Source organism: Brevibacillus schisleri (assembly GCF_055685845.1).
In genome coordinates this window covers 6,552,531-6,567,870 of record NZ_JBVNDM010000001.1, presented here as the reverse complement: position 1 = coordinate 6,567,870, position 15,340 = coordinate 6,552,531, and the positions used below count along the sequence as shown (strand labels likewise).

14 protein-coding genes are annotated in these 15,340 nt (G+C 47.0%); 4 read left to right on the top strand and 10 right to left on the bottom strand.

Going from position 1 to position 15,340, the window contains the following annotated elements:
- Positions 1-124: 124 nt before the first annotated feature.
- The 7 genes from ACUUHJ_RS30980 to ACUUHJ_RS30950 form a co-directional block, all read right to left on the bottom strand.
- Positions 125-1,183, bottom strand: coding sequence for an LLM class flavin-dependent oxidoreductase (locus tag ACUUHJ_RS30980; protein ID WP_289675276.1), 1,059 nt, complete (start codon positions 1,181-1,183; stop codon positions 125-127).
- Between the two features lie 14 nt (positions 1,184-1,197).
- A complete protein-coding gene (locus ACUUHJ_RS30975; protein ID WP_289675275.1) occupies positions 1,198-2,139 on the bottom strand; it encodes a ring-cleaving dioxygenase in 942 nt (313 codons plus the stop codon).
- 51 nt (positions 2,140-2,190) lie between these two features.
- A complete protein-coding gene (locus tag ACUUHJ_RS30970) occupies positions 2,191-2,634 on the bottom strand; it encodes a MarR family winged helix-turn-helix transcriptional regulator (RefSeq protein WP_015893984.1) in 444 nt (147 codons plus the stop codon).
- Between the two features lie 155 nt (positions 2,635-2,789).
- On the bottom strand, positions 2,790-3,662 hold the full coding sequence (locus ACUUHJ_RS30965; protein ID WP_289675274.1) for a LysR family transcriptional regulator: 873 nt from the start codon (positions 3,660-3,662) through the stop codon (positions 2,790-2,792).
- Between the two features lie 15 nt (positions 3,663-3,677).
- On the bottom strand, positions 3,678-4,886 hold the full coding sequence (locus ACUUHJ_RS30960) for an MFS transporter (protein ID WP_472300965.1): 1,209 nt from the start codon (positions 4,884-4,886) through the stop codon (positions 3,678-3,680).
- Positions 4,887-4,956: 70 nt separating this feature from the next.
- A complete protein-coding gene (locus ACUUHJ_RS30955) occupies positions 4,957-5,619 on the bottom strand; it encodes a type 1 glutamine amidotransferase domain-containing protein (protein ID WP_472300963.1) in 663 nt (220 codons plus the stop codon).
- A 187-nt stretch (positions 5,620-5,806) separates the two neighbouring features.
- The gene (locus tag ACUUHJ_RS30950; protein WP_472300962.1) at positions 5,807-7,981 is read right to left on the bottom strand and encodes a serine hydrolase domain-containing protein; all 2,175 of its coding nucleotides are present in this window, start codon (positions 7,979-7,981) and stop codon (positions 5,807-5,809) included.
- A 261-nt stretch (positions 7,982-8,242) separates the two neighbouring features.
- On the opposite strand from ACUUHJ_RS30950, the gene ACUUHJ_RS30945 reads away from it, so the two are divergent.
- A complete protein-coding gene (locus ACUUHJ_RS30945) occupies positions 8,243-10,033 on the top strand; it encodes a response regulator (RefSeq protein ID WP_472300960.1) in 1,791 nt (596 codons plus the stop codon).
- A gap of 112 nt (positions 10,034-10,145) precedes the next feature.
- On the opposite strand, the gene ACUUHJ_RS30940 is transcribed toward ACUUHJ_RS30945, so the two are convergent.
- The 3 genes from ACUUHJ_RS30940 to ACUUHJ_RS30930 form a co-directional block, all read right to left on the bottom strand.
- Positions 10,146-11,476 (bottom strand): IS1182 family transposase gene (locus ACUUHJ_RS30940; protein ID WP_472301250.1). Its coding sequence is split into 2 segments (ribosomal slippage): positions 10,146-10,936 and positions 10,936-11,476, totalling 1,332 coding nucleotides; the frame shifts between segments, so codons are not numbered across the junction.
- Positions 11,477-11,635: 159 nt separating this feature from the next.
- Positions 11,636-11,794, bottom strand: coding sequence for a hypothetical protein (locus ACUUHJ_RS30935; RefSeq protein WP_172801873.1), 159 nt, complete (start codon positions 11,792-11,794; stop codon positions 11,636-11,638).
- 61 nt (positions 11,795-11,855) lie between these two features.
- Complete coding sequence (locus ACUUHJ_RS30930; protein ID WP_472300958.1) at positions 11,856-12,446, bottom strand: DJ-1/PfpI family protein; 591 nt, start codon at positions 12,444-12,446, stop codon at positions 11,856-11,858.
- Between the two features lie 150 nt (positions 12,447-12,596).
- On the opposite strand from ACUUHJ_RS30930, the gene ACUUHJ_RS30925 reads away from it, so the two are divergent.
- The 3 genes from ACUUHJ_RS30925 to ACUUHJ_RS30915 all read left to right on the top strand — a co-directional run bounded on the left by ACUUHJ_RS30925 (position 12,597) and on the right by ACUUHJ_RS30915 (position 15,330).
- Positions 12,597-13,469, top strand: coding sequence for a LysR family transcriptional regulator (locus tag ACUUHJ_RS30925; RefSeq protein WP_472300956.1), 873 nt, complete (start codon positions 12,597-12,599; stop codon positions 13,467-13,469).
- Between the two features lie 183 nt (positions 13,470-13,652).
- Positions 13,653-14,432 carry a DeoR/GlpR family DNA-binding transcription regulator gene (locus ACUUHJ_RS30920; protein WP_106657297.1) on the top strand — a complete coding sequence of 260 codons (780 nt, stop codon included), beginning with the start codon at positions 13,653-13,655 and terminating at the stop codon, positions 14,430-14,432.
- A 34-nt stretch (positions 14,433-14,466) separates the two neighbouring features.
- Complete coding sequence (locus ACUUHJ_RS30915) at positions 14,467-15,330, top strand: class II fructose-bisphosphate aldolase (RefSeq protein WP_472300954.1); 864 nt, start codon at positions 14,467-14,469, stop codon at positions 15,328-15,330.
- Positions 15,331-15,340: the final 10 nt, after the last annotated feature.

Below are 15,340 nucleotides of genomic sequence, written 5' to 3'. Positions count from 1 at the left end.
AGAAGAGTTCGCGTCTTTTCATTGTTATAGTGTGGCATGGTATCGAGTATCTTTAATTTGAGATAACCGCCACTGATGACGAGATTGTACTCCTGCGATTCCGACGATTTTCATAGGCTTTTTGTTACGATTTGGTGGTATGCTTTTTCACTTCAGGCAAGATTTTCGTTGCGATCAGTTCTATGTTTTTCGCAATTTTATCAAAAGGTACACCGCCAAAGTCGATTTGTGCCATGAAGCGTTGTTGTCCGTACATTTCGTATTGGTAAAGCATTTTTTCGATGATGACGTCAGGGCTGCCTACCATTAACGCATCACGATAATCGACAGACTGTGCAAACTGTTGCTTCGGATAGCCACCCCCACGCAATGCGATAAACCCACCATTTAGATGCGGATAGAACTCGCGAAGCGCATCCGAAGTTTTGTCGGCTGTATAAAACAAACTCGTTGTCGCTACCGGCAGAGTCGCTGGGTCAAAACCATTTTGCTTCGCAGCCTCCCGGTAAGCATCGACGGAGCCTTTGAAGTTGATGGCTGGACCTCCGAGTGTGGTCAGCATCATAGGCACGCCAGCTTGACCGGCTTTAATCGCACTTGCAGGTGGTCCCCCTACTGCACGCCAGATGGGCAGACGCCCTTGCACAGGCTGCGGCAGGATCGTTGCATTTTGTAGCGGTGCACGGAACTGTCCTTCCCACGTAACACGATCCTCGTTATTTAGCTTGAGAAGAAGGTCCATTTTTTCTTCAAACAATTCTTCATAGTCGCGCACATCGTAACCGAGGAGGCTATATGCTCCTACTCGGGAACCGCGTCCGGCAACAATTTCTGCCCGACCATTGGAGATCAGATCCAAGGTAGCAAAATCCTCATACACGCGGACCGGATCGGATGTGCTCAATACAGTGGCGGAGCTAGCGATTTTAATGTTCTTCGTAGCTTGTGCGATCGCACCCAGAATGACGGTATGCGCCTGCGTCGTAAAATACGTCTGGTGGCTTTCGCCGACAGCGAATACATCAAGGCCTGCTTCATCTGCCAGCTTGCTTGCCTCGATTAATTCCTTGATGCGCTGTTCAGGAGAAATCTTGGAGCCTGTGTGTGGATTCGGGACATGGTCGCCAATCGAATATAAGCCGAATTCAAGTCCCTTTTTGGCGTCGATACGATATTGTTCCATGTTGATCACTCCTTTTAGTCTATCGGTGTCAATTTCGCTTCAATTTCTGCACGGCGTTCTTCGAGGAATGGAGGTAAGTCCAAAGCTTTTCCGAGCTCCTCGACGGTTGAATCTGCTGTGAAGCCAGGACCGTCTGTTGCAATTTCGAACAAGATGCCGTTTGACTCACGGAAATACAAGCTCTTGAAGTAGAATCGATCAATAATCCCTGTTGAACGGAAGCCGCGTTTTCGAACGGCGTCATCCCAGTATTGCAGCTCCTCATCGTTGCTCACACGAATCGCCAAGTGATGAACGCTTCCACGACCGGGTTTTTCAGGTGAGCCGTCTTCCTGCTTGATGACAATTTCTCCAAAGGATTTCCCTGGTACGGATTGATAAATGGCTTCTTGTTCTAAGCGTGATACTTCGGTATAACCGAATGTGTCTGTTAACAGATTGGCTAATTTGTCCAAGGAGCGGACGGTAATCTCAACCGTGCCGATTCCCAAGATGCGATGCTTTTCTTCGACCACGGATTCGTCCCATGGAGCCCAATTCGATGGAACTCCTTCGCCGTTGTTATTGATCAAAATCAGACGCAGGCCTTCCGGGTCTTCAAAATGTAAGGCATCGCGGCCAGCGTACTTGGTAATGTCGCCATGGTGAACATTTAGTTGCTCGAAACGTTTTTTCCAAAAGGTCAAGCTCTCCAGTGACGGAACGAGCAGTCCGATTCGAGTGATCGCGTTCGTGCCGCGTACGGTTTTTCCTACCAGCGGCATTTCAAAAAACGACAACTCTGTTCCGGCACTGCCTGTCAAATCTCCATAAAACAGGTGATACATCGAAGGATCGTCTTGGTTGACGGTTTTCTTCACTCTGCGCAGTCCCAATACGTTTTGGTAAAAGTGATTATTCGATGGCGCATGTTTGGTTAACATAGATACATGGTGATGGCCTGGAATGGTGTGCATGGCAGTTCCTCCTTGTTTAACTTGACTAATCAAGTGATTGATTAAAAAAAATTACTCAGGCGGTAATTCCTTTTTTTGGCTATGCTTATGAACGCGTGTCATTAGGGAGTAAAGCGTTTTTTGTTCTTCTTCACTTAGTACCTCATCAAAGAATGACGACTGAAACGCTAGTTGTTCAGGAAAGGCTTGTTCTAGTACGGCTTCCCCTTTTTCGGTAAGGCTGATCGTTTTCGTTTTCCAATCCTGCTTGCGTACAATGTAGCCCTCTTTTTCAAGTCTTACGAGCATCCGAGAAATACCACCCTGTGTAACGGTTACCTTCTCAGCTAACTCCGACTGGGTGAGAGGCTGGTAGACGCTTATTTGCATCAGGACATCGAATTGCGCTGTTGTTAAGTCGAAGCGTTTGAGAAATTCATTTGACAGCTGGTTGCTTTGGGTGGTAAACCGCATCAAGCGTAACCAGATTAATGAGCCGATGGTGTTATTACGCATGTTAGTTTGCCTCCCTTCGCTGAGCTTATTATCACTTTACTACTCAATTGATAAAAAGGCAAGCGTTTCGTTTGTCTGAAGAAAAGAGATAAAAAGAAGGCTGTTATCCAGGAAAGGACGACAGCCTTCTTTTCTAGCTTGGACGAAAGTGTAAATTAAACCGCCTTTTTCAGCGCTTCAATCAATGTTTTCAGATGAGGCAGATTCCGGTTTTTGAGCTGGTATGCCAAGTATAGGTCATTATGAACCGTATAGGACGGGTACATGATCTTTACTTTGTTTCTGGATAAATGGTCATCCAGCATGAACGTAGGTAACAGGCTGATGCCAGCTCCATGCTCGATCGCCATCAGTACACTGTGCAAATCCGGTACGACGTGTGTTGGATGCGTTTGTGGACGCTTTTGGAAATGCTCGCGCCAAAAACGGCGGATGATCGGCAAATCCAAATCATAGCTGATCCATGGCTGGGAGCATAACCACGATTCAAAAGACTCCTTGTCGTCAAACGCTGGTTCCCCGAAATCGGGAGGTGCCACCAAAGCAAATTCCTCTTGCATGTACGGAATATATTCGACGCCTGGGGCGGAAAGCTTTTGCGACATGACGATGAGGTCTACTTTTTCCTCCAGCAGGAATTCGAGTATCTTCGAAGCGACACCGAGATAGGCGATGACGCGCATTTGGAAGCTTCCGATATGCGGAGCTAGCTTCTCCCGGAAAAACTCATGCGCCGACCCGATCCGAATGACGGGCAGAGCTGTGGGCGCGTTCGTCTTGAGAGTTTGCGTGGTTTCTTCCAAAGCTTCGATGAGCGGTACCACCTGTGTATAGAGAGCTTTGCCTCTCTCGGTCGGAATCATTTTGCGGGGAGCCCGTGTAAATAATAGCTCACCCACCTCTGCTTCCAAGGAGGCCAGATGTTGGCTCATGGCTGGTTGTGTCATCATCCTCGTTCTGGCAGCCTCCGATACAGAGCTATGCTTATAGATGCTGATAAAGCTTCGGTACCATTCAAAGTCCACCATGTTGGCTATCCTTTCTTACCTGTGACGTTTCTGGTATTGCGCTCCCCATATCGTAAACAAAATTCCGATGACCGTCACGAGTGAAGCAACCCAAGGAACGGCAGAAAGACCTCCTGCAAAGTTAAAATCGATCACGACGCCCCCAATATAGGCACCAAGCGCATTTCCCAGATTGAAGGCCGCGATGTTTAGTGTCGAGGCGAGCGTAGGTGCTTCTTTGGCTGTGTTCAGCATGTGGAGCTGCAAGCCAGGAACCGTACCAAATGCAGCAATCCCCAAAAGGAATACGGTTATCAAGGTGAGGATCTTATTTTGATCCGTAAAGCTGAACACGGCGAGAACGAGCGCCAGTGCGACAAGTATCCCGAGCAAGGAAGGAAACAGCCTGCGGTCTGCCAATTTTCCTCCGTAAATATTCCCGATCGTAATCCCTACGCCGAACAGGACGAGGATATACGAAACAGAGCTGGGGGAAAAGCCCGTGATATCCACCAGGATTGGTGAAATGTACGTAAACGCAGTAAATACGCCACCAAATCCGAATACGGTCATCAAAAGCGCGATGTGAACTGCTGGGTGTTTGAGCACGCCGAGCTCTTGCCGCAGACTAGCTGTTGCACTGGTGACCTTCGGAACGAGCATAACGATTCCGATCAACGCAATGATCCCAATCATCGTGATCGCCCAGAAGGTAGAGCGCCAACCGTACGCTTGCCCCAGAAATGTTCCAATCGGTACACCCAAAATATTAGCCAGTGTCAATCCAGTAAACATGATCGCGATGGCACCCGCGCGTTTTTCCTTGGGAACCAGCTCAGCGGCAATAACCGAACCCACACCGAAGAACGATCCGTGAGTAAGAGCAGCCAGGATGCGAGCCAACATCAGAACCGTATAGTTCGGTGCGAGAGCGGCTAGCGCATTTCCCGCGATAAATAAAATCATAAGAAATAGCAAAAGTGCTTTGCGCGGCATTCTGTGGGTTGCCATCGTAATGATGGGAGCGCCAATAGCGACACCCAATGCATATCCGGTGATAAGGAATCCAGCCAGCGGGATGGAAACATTCAGACTGGCGGCTACCTCGGAAAGCAGCCCCATAATGATGAACTCTGTCATCCCGATCGCAAATGCTCCGAGTGTCAGAGCGTACAAGGCGAGAGTCGATCCTTTGCGAGTGGCTTGTGCCTGTTCAGAGTGACGGGCCATATTTTCTGTTGCCATGGTAGTGAGTAGCCCTCCTTTCGTTGAAAGAAAAGGCTGATAGGTGTTTCTTCTATCAGCCTCACGTGTATTATTCACCTAATTTGCTTATTACTGCTTCTGTGACAGCGAGTGTAGATTGGGGGTTTTGCCCAGTAATCAGGTTGCCGTCGACTTCTACATGGGTGCTCCAGTTTGGTGCCTCTACAAAAATGGCACCGAGATCGCGGATTTTGCTCTCCAAAAGGAACGGCAGGTACGAACCCAAGCCCGTCGCTGCTTCTTCTCTGTCTGTGAAAGCATTCACACGTTTGCCTGCGACCAGCGGCTGACCATTTGACAAGGTCGCACCGACGAGCCCGGCAGGACCGTGGCAAACAGCGGCTACAATCTTTCCTGCTTCATAAAAATCTCGCAGTAATTGCTGGAGTTTTTGGTTATCTGGCAGGTCAAACATCGTGCCATGACCGCCAGGAAGGAAAATGGCCGCGAAGCCGTCTGCTGTTACGTCATCCAGCTTTTTGGTATTTTCCAGATGCTTGGCGGCGTCCAAGATTTCTTGAGGTGTTTGGTTGTCCACGCTGCCAGGGTCAATCGGACCAACTCCGCCCAATGGACTTGCTACGGTGACTTCAAAGCCTTTGTTTTCGAAGGCCAAATAAGCCTCCGCAAACTCGGACAGCCAAATTCCTGTCTTTTTGCCTTCCTGCATGTCTGTATGATTGGTGACTACCATCAAGATTTGTTTTGCCATCTATATTGCCTCCTGTATTTTTTGATTGGGGTACAGTTGCTATTCTAAGGTCGAGTTATCGATAAAACAAATTGTGTTTTATTGGTGTATCGATAAATAAATTTATGGATAAGGGCTAAAAAAGAAAAAGGCTTATTGCTCTTGGAGTTCCCAAGGCAAAAGCCTTCTATCATTTTTCCTTTTTAACTTAACGGTTAAATTCCTTTTCGAACATGGCTTGATTAGTGACGACAGGTTCTGGACCGACCGCATTGATGTTCGTCACCAAAATATCCTTCCCGCCTAAGGTACCACCCGCTAACGTTTCAAACCCATGAATGCCGCCTCCATGAACCCAATAGGTCTTTCCGTTCGGCAGTGTCACCCCATAAATTCCCAATCCATATTTGCCAAAAGGTGATTCCACACCTGTTGTCATCTGCTTCATCATCTCGTCATTTAATAATTTCCCACCCAAAAGCGCACTAAAAAAGGTGGTCAAATCTTTCCCTGTTGAAATCATTTCCCCCGCAGCATTCGCGAATGAAGGATTATACTCTGTGAAATCAAACAGTTTCCCTGCCCGATTCAAGCTATAGCCTGTGGCATGCTGGCCCGGGATTTTTGGATTACTACCACTAAAGGATGTATTTGTCATCTGAAGCGGGTCGAGGATCCGTTTCTTCATCTGCACATCGTACGTTTCTCCTGTCACCTTTTGAATAACAAGACTAGCTAGTACGGTATTTGTATTCGAATAGTCAAAGCCTGCCCCTGGTTGAAATACTGGCGGCTTAGCCAGTCCCATACGTACAAGGTCATCAACGGTATATTGAGGGAATGAGGTAGCGTACCGCATTTCTGTACTCGTATAGCTTGCAATCCCGCTCGTTTGGTTCAATAACATACGAATCGTGATTTTGTTGCCGTCATACCCATTGCCCTTTACCACACCTGGGAGCCATTTTTCTACCGAGTCATCCAGATTCAGCTTTTTCTCCTGAGCCAACTGTAAGACAAGAGTAGCAACAAACGCCTTTGTGACACTGCCAATACGGAAAGTAAAGTCTGGCTCCATCGGATTTTTATGATCGAGGTTGGCTACACCGGCTGCATAAGACCAGTATTCTCCGTCTCTTAACCCCGCAGCAATGATTCCAGGGACTCCCTCGACTTTTGCTTTCTGATCAATGAAGTCCTTCATTTCTTTCCCATGTTTTTGAGCTGCTTGATCCGGGGTGGATGGTTGCTTGGCTTGTCCCGAGAATTCAGTCATCTGGATGTTCTCCATATGAGAAACAGTATCTCCTAATGCATTGATACTCATCGCGATCACGTGCTCGCCGTCTTTTGTTCCACCTGCGAAGTTGGTGAATCCAGGAATGCCGCCTTGATGACCCCATATGGTAGTGCCATTCGGCAATGTTACTTCCTGAATACCGAGTCCGAATTTTCCGTGTGGATTAGAAACAGTGGTCAACATTTCTTTCTGCTTCTCAGGTGTTAACAATTTTCCGCTCAATAAAGCGCTAAAGAACGTTGTTAAATCTTTCGTAGTCGAGATCATAGCCCCTGCTGCGTCTGCAAACGAAGGGTTAAGGTCAGTTATATCCATTAATGTACCGGCATTGTTAAAGTATCCATTCGGACTGTTTTTCGGAATGGATTGAGAGTTTTCCGGGAAAAACGTTTCTGTTAGTTGAAGCGGATCAATCACTCGTTTCTTGATTTGTTCGGCAACCGTTTCTCCTGTGACCTTTTGGATAATGAGTTTCATCAGCACTGTATTCGTATTCGAATAGCCACCCGTGGTCGGTGTATGCTTTAATGCGCGAGAAATGAGTTGTTCTGCTGTAAACGTTTGAGTGGAGTTCTGGATTAAACTTTCCTTGAGTTCATCATCTAAGTAGTCTGCCACTCCACTCGAATGATTTAATAACTGACGAATCGTAATTTTGTTACCGTCATATCCGTTTCCTTGGACGACACCTGGCAGCCATTTTTCCAACGAGTCATCGAGGCTTAGCTTCTTTTCCTCAGCTAGTTGCAGGGTCACTACACCGACGAACGATTTCGTTATACTCCCAATTCGAAATGAAAAGTCAGCTTCCATCGGTTTCTTACTTTCTATATTCGCTTCGCCGGAAGCATACGACCAGAAATCATTTCCCTTCTTTACTGCAAAGAGGATACCTGGAATGTTTTCGCTGGCAGCAGCTTTATCAATCGCTTCCTTTATTTTGGCATGATCCGTATTCTGTGGTTGCGTGATTGCCTGGTCCAAACCTGCTTCCGCACAACCGTAAGTAGGAAGTATCAGCGTTCCTATCAATAATGCAGATAACGTAAGGGACGCTCCTTTTTGCATAGGGAATGGTTTCATTTCTCATCGCTCCTGTAAGTTGATATGTGTTGTCTTTACACATCCACCTTATTCTCAGGGCTGTAAAATCACATAGTGACAATACCGTTCTATCTATATATGACATCGTGTTAACTGATCATATTTACGGCATGATAGAATGTCATAAAGGCTATATGACACGACGCATTTTTCTTGACGGATCGGGAATTGGTGAGGCATGATGAGTCAGAAACATTCGGGAAATTCCTTACCATTCAAATGAGCAGGAGTACATGAAAAATGTTATTCAACATAAAAAAATGGTTCTGGTACAATTGGGTGATTTTTGCCTTACGAACGATTTGGCTAGTCATCATCGTCATCGCAGATATGATGTACCCGGCAATGATATCCGTTCCGTTCGGAGTCATCATCCTTATTGCCCTTTTGGTTTATGCCATTCCATTGATCGTTCAATATAGAAAAGAAGATTGGTATCTGGCAGTCGAAGTCGTAATGACAGGCTTTTCTTATCTATTTGTGGCTTTTGTAGCGCCTGGATTGACTTGGCCTTTCGTTTTACTAGTAATCATTATTGGTGTGGCCAGTAGTCGCAGAACGTATATGTGGACGGGAATCTCTAGTGGGATTATTTTTCCGGCTTTAAACGGGTTGATTACCAATCGGCTCCCGTACGAGTTCATGTTTAGTTGCAGCTTTGGTTTTGCGATGGGGATGGCATTTAGCATATTAATTGAGTCTCATAAGCAAGGCCGTATCATTCAAGAACAGAAGCAATTATTGGAGCAGCATATTAAGCAAATCGAGGAGCTGACACTGATCGAGGAACGTAATCGGCTGTCACATGAGTTACATGACACGATTGGCCATTCGCTAACCTCTCTGATTGTTGGCGTTGAGTCGCTCCGATCGTGGGTTCCTGATTCACAGGTCGAACGAGTAGATAAACTTGTCTCCATCGCACAGGGCAGCCTGGATGATATCAGAAAGCATTTGCATCAGCTCTCTCATGCTCATGCCCGGTTCAACCAGTCGTTAAGTGAGTCGCTCCTGGAACTGACGGAAGAATTTATGAAGTCAACAGGTGTAACGGTCAACTTCCGTGTGATCGGCAGTGAGACGCTCGTTATGCAAAAAATGAGCATTTCTTTATATCGTTGCCTGCAAGAATTGCTTACAAATGCGGTTCGTCACGGCCAAGCAAGTGTGATAGCTGTTGATCTGTATTTCGAAAGTCAGCAACTCCGTTTGCAAATTGAAGATAATGGAAACGGACTAGAGTCCATCGAATTCGGCTTAGGACTAAAGGGAATAAAAAAGCGGCTTGAGCAACAGCAAGGTACGCTGTCCGTTCATTCACAATTAGGGCAAGGGACCGTTGTCATTTGTAATGTTCCCATACAGGCAGAAGCTGGACAGGGAAGTATCCGCCTGCTTATTGTTGATGATCAGGTGATGATTGCCGACAGCTTACAGCAAATCTTAAGCCAGCAGGACAACTTTATCGTTGTGGGTACAGCTAGTGATGGGCAAGAAGCTTTGGAACAGTGTGAGCGACACCAGCCGGATATCGTGTTAATGGACGTGCACATGCAAGGGATGAACGGACTAGAGACCTTCCTTCAAATGAAAGAACGCTGGCCGAACATGAAGATTGTGGTTATGACAACGTTCGAGGATTCGGTACAGGCAGCATCAGCGTTGGAGCACGGGGCGGAAGGATATATGCTGAAGTCTACTCGTCCAAGAGAGATGATGGAAGCGCTGAAACTCATCTATAGCGGGGGAACGTGGCTTGATCAGTCAATCGCCACGCGCGTATTCGAAGAGATGAAGCGCCAACGTGAGCAGTTAGAGAAGTACATCCCGAATGATCCGTATGGATTGACGAAACGGGAAAGGGAGATTTTACAACTTTTATCGGATGGGCTTCGCTACAAATCGATTGCCACCAAACTATATTTATCGGAGGGAACGGTGCGGAATTACTGTTCTACTCTTTACTCGAAGCTCGGTGTCAGCAACCGGGAAGAAGCAATTGAACTGGCACGAACCGAGAGTATCCTATAGATGACAAAAAGACGGGAGAAATCCCGTCTTCAGACTGAAGAGAAACCCCCTTTTGGGGGATTTCTTTTGGTATTGTTCCAGCACGAAGTGCTGAAAAAAGGATAGCCTGCACCTAACTTGCTTTCGCTAGGTGTAGTGCTATCCTTTTAATGTTTTGTACTGTTGCTGTCATCAATACTTGCTCTTGGACATTTTCGCGTCCGCGTAACCTACAATAGCGAAGCCCATGCAGTTCTTTAGCATCTGCAAAGCTTCGCTCTATGGTTTGGTATCTTAATCTATATAAATATTTCCCCGATTTACTTAAACGGTTCTGTCGAACCCATTCCTTACTCTCTTCCCAAACGTGCCTGCTTATCACCTTTTGGTGATTTTTAGATCGGGTACACTCAGTAAGCCTTGGACAAGTTTTACATATTTCTTTATTGGACTTATACATCCTGTATCCGTTTCGATCGGTAGTCGAATAAGTAAGCGTATGTTTTTGAGGACATGTGTACACATCGCACTCCAGATCATATTTAAAGCGCCATTTAGCAAAAAGACCTTTAACAGGTGTAAAGGCACGATGACCGATGACAGCAAATACATTTATATCGTGAAGTGCCTTGCAGATTGGAGTAGTTAAATAACCAGCATCTAATGCAATAGCTTCAATTGTATCCTGAAACCCAAACTTCTCGATTTGGAGATTCAGCCTATCTATGTAAGGAACGGAATCATGGACATTGCCAGCAGTGACATGGACATCGGTAATAATATTGTACTTATGATCGACAGTCCGGTGATCGAGATAGAAAAAGCCTTCGGGCTTGCTGTCTCGAACCATGTAGCCACTTTCCGGATCAGTGGTACTCACCTTGATTTCCTTTTCTTCCTTCACACCCTCTCTAGGCTTCAATCCTTTTTTCCATGTACCTCACGGTCTTCATTAATTGCTACCTCTAAATCTTTGAGATAGGCACGACTCGTTTTCTCGATGACATGCTTCTTAAATTTTCGTTTATTCGCATTTGCTTTAAGATGTGTGGAATCACTTATCAATACACGGCCAGCGACCATTCGATGCTGAATCGCCAAGCGCACAATTTCATCAAAAATCTCCTGAAAAACATTTGTATTTTTAAAACGGGTTCGACGATTCCAACTGATTGTTGTGTGATCTGGAACTCGATCTGTTAAAGAAAGGCCAAGAAACCAACGATAGGCGATATTAGTCTGGATTTCTTTTTCGAGCTGCCTCTCTGAGCGGATACCGTAAAGGTATCCAATGAAAATCATTTTAAATAAAACAATAGGATCAATGGAAGGTCTACCGTTATCCTCGCAATAATATTGACGTACTTTTTCCCGGATGAAGGAGAAATCTATATGTTTCTGGATGACTCTTAATAAATGGTCTTCTGGGACCAATTCATCAAGGCACACAAATTCGTAATGCATTTGCGGATTTTTATCATTGGAGGTAAGCACAATTATCACCTACTATAAAATGTAATTATAAGAATTATAACAAATTAACGCGGTGTCGTATTAAAACTAAGTGAAATAAAAATGGCTGTCGACTTTCTCGACAGCCTGAAGACGGGAGAAATCCCGTCTTTACTCTTCCGGCGTTCGATCCAGGAACAGCCGCGTGACCTTTGTGTAATCCCCTTTTTCCACTTCTTTTTCCGTCGCCTTTTCTTCCAAAGGATCATGACCGTACATGCTTGGCGCTACTGTAGGCTCGTGCTCGGCAGAACCTCGCTTTTTCTCCATGATTCACCACTCCTTTTGCCAGTAGGGTGTGATGGTTGGCTTATTCTTATCCCCGGTTTTATTATACAAGAAACCCCATCAAGCGTTTCACATTGTCGGTGTTTTCGCGGGATGTCAGCGACTCCAGCAAGGTGAATGCCACATCAAAAGCGGTCGAAGGGTTGTACGAGGTGATGATATTGTTGTCGATGACGATGGATTGGTCAGGGATGACAGTGGCACCCATCGCAGCTAGTTGCTTTTGCCGCAACTGGTTGTTCAGGTTGTAAGTCGTTGCGTTTCGTCCTCGCAAAATCCCGCTTTTCCCGAGGGGCAGTGCGCCGACACAGATGGAGGCGATCACTTTGCCTTGCTTTTCAAATTCACGTATGAAAGCGAGAACGTCCTCGCGATAAGCATCTTCATAAAACCCCGTATGCTCAAAACCGCCAGGCAGCGCCAGTGCATCGAAGTCATTTACATCGGCATCGTCGATCACCATTTCGGGAATCACGGTAAAATTCCACGTGCATTTCAGCTCTTTGCGGGTGCCCACCGTCACTAGCTCCGTTGTCCCGTCGCCCTCTTCCTTGTTCCAGCCGATTACGTCTGTAAACACGCTAGCCTCTACTGCTTCAAAGCCATTCGGTAATAACAAGCACACTTTTTTCATCGAAAATCAGCTCCTCTGTTCGAATCGTTCAAGCCGTACCGGTACTTACCAAGAATCATATGCTATCATTAGTTATTAGTAAAAATGAAAGTTCTGAAGATGATCTTCAGGATTTCTAATAATAAAACATGCGGGCAGGGGGGAGCGGGGATGGAGATTCGCCAGTTTCAAACCTTTAAGGCAGTCGTCGATTTCAACAGCTTTACGAAGGCGGCACAAGCACTGCAATATTCACAAGCGACCATTACATCGCATATCCAACAGCTGGAAGAAGGAATGGGTGTCCCTCTGTTTGATCGACTGGGAAAGAAAATTCAGCTAACCACCTATGGCCGCGAGCTGTACACGTATGTCGAGGAACTACTCGTTTCGTATGCAAAAATCAAGGATATATCAGCGAATGAGCAATCGTTGCAAGGCGAGTTACGCATCGGAGCCTCGGAGACGATTACGATCTATCGACTGGGTGACATTTTGTCCAGGTACAGAGCGAGCTACCCGGGTGTGAATATTTCATTTGTAATGGACGACTGCAGTCGCCTGCGGGAAAAGCTGCATGATGGCCTATTGGATATCGTGATCACGCTGGAGCCAAAGCTCGATGATCCGAATCTGGTCGTGGAGCCGTTCTCTACGGAACGTTTGGTTTTTATCGGGGGGCGCGATCATTCGTTTGAAAAAATAGAGGATGCTGGCGAGGAATGTATGATTTTCAGCGGAGAGCATTGTGCTCTGCGGCGGTTTTTTCAACGCTTCTTGGAAAAAAGGGAGATCAATCCGAAGCATCACCTGGAGTTCTCCAGTATGGAAGCGATCAAGCAGAGCGTGGCGAACGGGCTAGGTGTGAGCTTGATGCCGTATATTAGTGTCGAAGCCTTGTTGAATGAGCAAAAAGTGAAAATGATAGCGTGCGAGGAAGAGCTGTTGTTCTATGCACAGATTGCCTACCATAAAAACAAGTGGCTCTCACGTGCGCATAAGAAGTTTATTGATTTCATGCTGGAAAGTCGGGATATCGGGTAAAGAGGTAACCAACCAGTCTGTTTTGGTCGAGAACCAGAGCAGGCTGGTTTTATTTTCGGAAAATTTCATAACTTGTTTGACATTCGTTTTTCTGCAATGCTAAGATCGAAGTGAAAGTAAACGAAAGGTAATTAGAAATAAAACGAAAGAATATATTTTGAGATCGTAAGGAAGTGAAGTCATATGCTGGCAGCCGAACGGCACAGCAAGATCCTCGAACAATTGAAGGCAGAACAGAGCGTAACCGTCAGCCAATTGAGTCTGGCGCTGGATGTGTCGGAAGTAACGATTCGAAAAGATTTAATCAAGCTCGAAAACGATGGTCTTTTGACGCGCATTCACGGAGGCGCGACGATTACGAATTTCTTGCCATTGGAGCGCAGTTTCACAGAGAAGCTGGAAGAGAGAAGCGAAGAGAAGCAAGCGATTGCCCATCAGGCGCTATCGCACATACAGCCGGGGGACACGGTTATTCTCGGGGCAGGGACCACGATGATGGAGCTCGCCAAGCTGCTGCGCGGCTTGAATGATCTGACGGTCGTGACGAATGCGGTCAACATCGCGATGGAGCTGAACAGTCAGGGCAAGCATCACGTCATTTTGATCGGGGGAGAGATGCGCCACAAATCCTTTGCGCTCGTTGGTTCTGTCGCAGCGGACAATTTGCGAGGGCTTTCTGTATTCAAATGCTTTATCGGCGCAGATGGAGTTCATCCGGAAAATGGGCTGACGACGCTCAATCTGGCCGAAGCGCAAATCAACCAAGTCATGATGGAACGCGCTAGAAAAGTCTACGTGCTGGCTGACCACAGCAAGTTCGGAGAGACGCATTTGGCGAAGTTCGCGGGGGTGTCCGATGTCGATCGGATTATTACGGATGCGGCGGCACAGCATCTTGTCAGTAAGTATGCGGAGTTGGGCATCAACCTGGAGCTGGCGAGCTTGCAGGGCGTAACCAGGTAAACTAGCAGATCAGAAAGGAAACGGAGGGATCAATATGGCGTTGGTATCATCGACAGAGATGCTGCGCACTGCAAGGGAGCAGGGATATTGTGTGGGGGCATTCAACGTGCACACGATGGAAATGCTCCAAGCAGTAGTGGAGGCGGCTTGCGAAGCAAACGCACCGCTGATTTTACAGACGACAGTCGGAACGGTCCGGCATCTTGGACCGGAGTATGTAGCAGCAATCGCCCGGGTAGCCTCACAGGAGGCCCGGGTGCCGATTGCCCTGCATTTGGATCATTGTCATGAGGAGGAACTGATCATGCGATGTATCCAAGCGGGTTATACATCGGTCATGATTGATGCGTCGATGCATCCTTTTGCGGAAAATGCTGAGATGACGCGACGTATAGTGGGGCTGGCTCGGGAGCGCGGTGTCAATGTGGAGGCAGAGCTCGGCAAGGTCGGGGGCGTGGAGGACGATCTTGTCGTCGATGATGCAGATGCTGCACTGGCTGACCCGATCGAGTGCGAGAGATTTGTCGAGTTGACTGGCGTGGATACGTTGGCACCGGCCATTGGTACGGCTCACGGGATTTACAAGGGGGAGCCGCGCATTGATTTTGCTCGCATCGAGGAGATTGCTCGGCGTGTTTCTGTGCCACTCGTGTTGCACGGCGGCTCGGGAATTCCAGAGGAGCAGGTGAAGCGGGCGGTTCAGCTCGGCATGGCAAAAATGAACGTAGCGACAGAGCTGCGTATCGCGTTTTCGCAAGCGATCAAGGGCGTTTTTGACAACAACCCGCAGGAAAACGACCCGCGCACCTATATGAAGCAGGCCAAGCAGGCGGTCAAAGAAGTCGCGCTCGCCAAGATGGAGATGTGTGGTTGTATCGGAAAAGCGAATGTACGTTAATCCAAAAAGA

Excerpts from the sequence above, each read along its gene's own strand:
- ACUUHJ_RS30925 (WP_472300956.1), top strand. The coding sequence starts at position 12,597 with ATGGAGATTCGCCAGTTTCAAACCTTTAAGGCAGTCGTCGATTTCAAC.
- ACUUHJ_RS30965 (WP_289675274.1), bottom strand. The coding sequence starts at position 3,662 with ATGGTGGACTTTGAATGGTACCGAAGCTTTATCAGCATCTATAAGCAT.
- ACUUHJ_RS30915 (WP_472300954.1), top strand. The coding sequence starts at position 14,467 with ATGGCGTTGGTATCATCGACAGAGATGCTGCGCACTGCAAGGGAGCAG.
- ACUUHJ_RS30970 (WP_015893984.1), bottom strand. The coding sequence starts at position 2,634 with ATGCGTAATAACACCATCGGCTCATTAATCTGGTTACGCTTGATGCGG.
- ACUUHJ_RS30920 (WP_106657297.1), top strand. The coding sequence starts at position 13,653 with ATGCTGGCAGCCGAACGGCACAGCAAGATCCTCGAACAATTGAAGGCA.
- ACUUHJ_RS30955 (WP_472300963.1), bottom strand. The coding sequence starts at position 5,619 with ATGGCAAAACAAATCTTGATGGTAGTCACCAATCATACAGACATGCAG.
- ACUUHJ_RS30960 (WP_472300965.1), bottom strand. The coding sequence starts at position 4,886 with ATGGCAACAGAAAATATGGCCCGTCACTCTGAACAGGCACAAGCCACT.
- ACUUHJ_RS30935 (WP_172801873.1), bottom strand. The coding sequence starts at position 11,794 with ATGGAGAAAAAGCGAGGTTCTGCCGAGCACGAGCCTACAGTAGCGCCA.
- ACUUHJ_RS30975 (WP_289675275.1), bottom strand. The coding sequence starts at position 2,139 with ATGCACACCATTCCAGGCCATCACCATGTATCTATGTTAACCAAACAT.
- ACUUHJ_RS30980 (WP_289675276.1), bottom strand. The coding sequence starts at position 1,183 with ATGGAACAATATCGTATCGACGCCAAAAAGGGACTTGAATTCGGCTTA.
- ACUUHJ_RS30950 (WP_472300962.1), bottom strand. The coding sequence starts at position 7,981 with ATGAAACCATTCCCTATGCAAAAAGGAGCGTCCCTTACGTTATCTGCA.
- ACUUHJ_RS30930 (WP_472300958.1), bottom strand. The coding sequence starts at position 12,446 with ATGAAAAAAGTGTGCTTGTTATTACCGAATGGCTTTGAAGCAGTAGAG.
- ACUUHJ_RS30945 (WP_472300960.1), top strand. The coding sequence starts at position 8,243 with ATGTTATTCAACATAAAAAAATGGTTCTGGTACAATTGGGTGATTTTT.